The organism is Pseudoalteromonas sp. UBA2102, assembly GCF_002331165.1.
In the GTDB taxonomy this organism is placed as follows: domain Bacteria; phylum Pseudomonadota; class Gammaproteobacteria; order Enterobacterales; family Alteromonadaceae; genus Pseudoalteromonas; species Pseudoalteromonas atlantica.
The window spans coordinates 1-3,728 of sequence record NZ_DCYU01000133.1 but is presented as its reverse complement, the minus strand read 5'-3'; the positions used below and the strand labels follow the sequence as shown (position 1 = coordinate 3,728).

The following is a 3,728-nucleotide window of genomic DNA, read 5'->3' as shown; positions in this document are numbered from 1 at the left end:
CGGCGGCTTACATCGTGGGTGTAAGTCCAACCAGCTTCGCCAATCGGGCTTACATATACAAACCCTACTTTTACGCTGTCTTTTGCCATTGCACTCGCGCTTAACCATAAGCTAAGTGCTACGCCAAGCGCTGTTATTAGTTTTTTCATTGTTATTCTCCGTGTTGTATTTTTAATATCCTGTTGAAGGCTTATTGTTACTCTTTGTATAAAATTTTTAATGGCCCTTATGCCAAGGCTTACCTAGCCACATAGGTTCGTACATTTTTAGTTTTTGTTTATTTTTACTTAGCATAATCAGTACTATAAGCGTTGCACCATAAGGCAGCATGGCCAGTAAATTAGAATCCACCGCTAAGCCAAGCGCCTGTGCCACTAAGTGCATAATGCTGGCAAAACCAAATAAATAAGCGCCTAGCATTACCCGCTCAATTCGCCAACTTGCAAATACCACTAAAGCCAGTGCTATCCAGCCACGACCCGAGGTCATGTTTTGTGTCCAAAGAGGTGTGTAAGCAAGCGATAGGTACGCCCCTGCAATACCCGCCATTGCGCCGCCAAACATCACCGCTAAATAGCGAGTACGCATCACAGGCAAGCCTAAGTTATTACCAACGCCTGGGTTTTCACCAATAGCGCGTACCGCAAGCCCTGCCTTGTGGTATTTAAAAAATAAATAAGCGCCAAGTACTAATGCCCAACTTAAATACACAATGGCGTCTTGCGAAAACAATGCTTTGCCCAGTAGCGGAATATGCTCAAACCCTGCAATTGCTAAAGTGGGTAAGGCATTAATGGTTTTACCCTCGTAATCAACGCCTAAAAATGCCGACAAGCCCGTGCCAAAAATAGTTAGCGCTAACCCCGCAGCCACTTGGCTAGCATTTAAATTAAGTGCTACAAACGCAAATACTAACGACGCCATAACCCCCACAAGCGCAGCCACGCTAAAGCCTATAAAAAGGTTGTCGCATTGGTACATGGTTATAAACCCTGCCACCGCGCCTAATAACATCATGCCCTCTTGCCCAAGGTTAAGTGTGCCGCTTTTCTCGCATACCATTTCACCTAGAGCCACCAGCAATAAAGGCGTGCCGGTGCGAATAGTGGCGTATAAAATATTTGTGATTACCTCTAATTCCATGTTTAAGATTCCTGTGCGATGGGTGTTAGCTGCGTTTTTTGTTGTGTAAATGGCAGTAACAATTTAATGCGATAACCAATAAGCACATCGCACGAGAGTAAATAAAACAGCATTAAGCCCTGAAAAATGCCGGTAATGGCATTGGGTAGGCCAATTTCTATTTGCGCCATTTCGCCGCCCATATAAATAAGCCCCATTAACAGCCCTGCTAAGGTGATCCCAAGCGGATGTAAGCGCCCTAAAAAGGCCACAATAATTGCGGCGTAACCATAACCAGGGGATATTTGCGGCACTAATTGCCCTATAGGCCCAGCCACTTCGCCAGCCCCTGCAAGCCCAGCTAACCCGCCACTTATTACCAATACACCAGCAATTAAAAGCGCACGTTTATAGCCCGCCATTTTGGCAGCCGATGCATCAAGCCCAAGTACTTGAATTTGAAAACCCACAAAGGTTTTACTAATAAACACCCATGTGGCACACAGCGCTAATAGCGCAAATGCAAGCCCTAAATGAAGGCGAGTACCTTCAAATAAAACTGGTAGTAAGGTGCTATCGCCAAATAAGGCGCTTTCAGGAAAGTTATAGCCGTATGGGTCTTTTAATGGCCCGTGTACTGACCACAGCAACACATTAACGGCAATGTAATTGAGCATAATGGTGACTAAAATTTCGTTGGTGTTTAAACGTAATTTCATAAACGCAGCTAAGCCTGCCCACAGCATGCCACCAGCAATACCTGCAAGTAATGTAAGCCCTAATGCAAAGGCACTTGTAGAGTCAACAAAGTTAACAGCTACGGCACTGGCGCATACGCCGCCAATCAGTAGCTGCCCTTCAGCACCTATATTCCACACCGACGCCCTGTAACACAGCGCTAAACCATAGGCACATAATAAAATTGGAATGGTCATTACTAATAGCTCGGTAACGCCATACCAGTCAGAAATAGGCGCTACGAGTAAGGTATATAAGGCATTAAGCGGGTCGTGCCCTAGTAAGGCAAACACCACATAACCTGTTATTAAAGTGAGTAAAATGGCTAAAACAGGAGAGAAATAACTCCATGTTTTTGAGCGCTCTACGCGGGGTTCAAGCTTTATCATGCCAGCGCTCCTTGCGGTGTTATTTTTGCTGTGTTGCTTTTAGTGTCGTGATTAAAATCGCCCGCCATCCACTGCCCTAATTGCACTAGTGGTACACAGTCGGTATTTAAAATAGGCGAGAGTTTGCCATCGCAAATTGCGCCAATTCGGTCACAAATTTTATAGAGCTCGTCTAAATCTTCTGAAATAACCAGTACTGCACAGCCTTCGTCGCGCAGCGTTAAAATTGCCTCGTGAATGGCAACTTGTGCGCCAATATCTACACCCCAAGTAGGGTGCGACATAACCAGCAATTGTGGGTTTTGCTCAACCTCTCGGCCAATAATAAACTTTTGCAAATTACCGCCCGAAAGGCTTGCTGCGTGAGTACGGTTGCTGGGGGTTTTTACGTTGTATTTTTTAATGATTTTGTCGGCGAGCTGGCTAATTTTTTGTTTTACTAAAAAGCCTTTTTTAACTAAACCACTATCAAAACTGGTAAGGAGTGCATTGTGCGCTAAATCCATATCAGGGACTGCGCCGCGCCCTAGCCTGTCCTCTGGTACGCATGCAAGCCCAAGCCTGCGCCTTTTTAGAGGGCATAACGCATCAACAGCGGTATTTTTAAATTTTATTGCGTTGCTATTTTTTTGCGGCTCCTCTCCCGAAAGCGCTTTTAATAGCTCCTCTTGCCCATTACCGGCAACCCCTGCAATACCGACTATTTCGCCTTGTTGTACAGCAAAGTTCACGTTTTTAAGCGCAATATCAAATAACGCCTGCGCACTGGTTGATAAGTTATCGACTGTTAAAAAATCACCTGTGCCAGTCGCTCTGCGTGTTTGGTTACTTATTGGAGTGCTGTCGCCTACCATTAAGCGAGCTATTGATTCGCTGGTTTCGTTTTTAGGAATGCAATGCCCACTTACTTTGCCGGCGCGCAAAATAGTGGCGCTGTCGCAAAGCGCAATAACTTCATGCAACTTATGGCTAATAAACAACACCGAGCAGCCTTCTTTCTTAAGCGAATGCAGGGTTTTAAACAGTGCATCTACTTCTTGCGGAGTGAGTACCGAGGTGGGTTCATCTAAAATAAGCAGTTGAATATCTAATAATAAACACCTGACTATTTCTACCCGTTGGCGCTCGCCCGTTGAAAGCGTAGACACCAACCTATGCGGGTCCAGCGGCATGCCGTACCTAGCCGATGTTTTACTAATTCTGCTGGCAAGTGTGCTGCTATGCCCTGCTAAATCGCCCAGCGCTAACGCGATATTTTGCGCAACTGTTAGGGTTTCAAATAACGAAAAATGCTGAAACACCATACCTATGCCTAATTCGCGGGCATCGGCGGGTTCTTTTATGTCCATTTTACGACCATTAAAAAACATGTCCCCTTGGTCAGGTTTAACTACACCGTAAAGCATTTTCATTAACGTGCTTTTACCCGCGCCGTTTTCACCAAGCAGGGCATGCACCTCACCATGTTTTATTTTTATT

At 45.2% G+C, this 3,728-nt stretch carries 3 protein-coding genes; all 3 read right to left on the bottom strand.

Going from position 1 to position 3,728, the window contains the following annotated elements; genetic code table 11:
• Nucleotides 1–216: 216 nt before the first annotated feature.
• Nucleotides 217–1,143, bottom strand: coding sequence for an ABC transporter permease (locus B2R65_RS17110; protein WP_055255491.1), 927 nt, complete (start codon nucleotides 1,141–1,143; stop codon nucleotides 217–219).
• 2 nt (nucleotides 1,144–1,145) lie between these two features.
• Nucleotides 1,146–2,249 carry an ABC transporter permease gene (locus B2R65_RS17105; RefSeq protein ID WP_286744675.1) on the bottom strand — a complete coding sequence of 368 codons (1,104 nt, stop codon included), beginning with the start codon at nucleotides 2,247–2,249 and terminating at the stop codon, nucleotides 1,146–1,148.
• The coding region (locus B2R65_RS17100) for an ABC transporter ATP-binding protein (protein ID WP_286744672.1) at nucleotides 2,246–3,728 on the bottom strand (1,483 nt) is incomplete at its 5' end. The genes B2R65_RS17105 and B2R65_RS17100, both read right to left, overlap by 4 nt.

Excerpts from the sequence above, each read along its gene's own strand:
- B2R65_RS17110 (WP_055255491.1), bottom strand. The coding sequence starts at position 1,143 with ATGGAATTAGAGGTAATCACAAATATTTTATACGCCACTATTCGCACC.
- B2R65_RS17105 (WP_286744675.1), bottom strand. The coding sequence starts at position 2,249 with ATGATAAAGCTTGAACCCCGCGTAGAGCGCTCAAAAACATGGAGTTAT.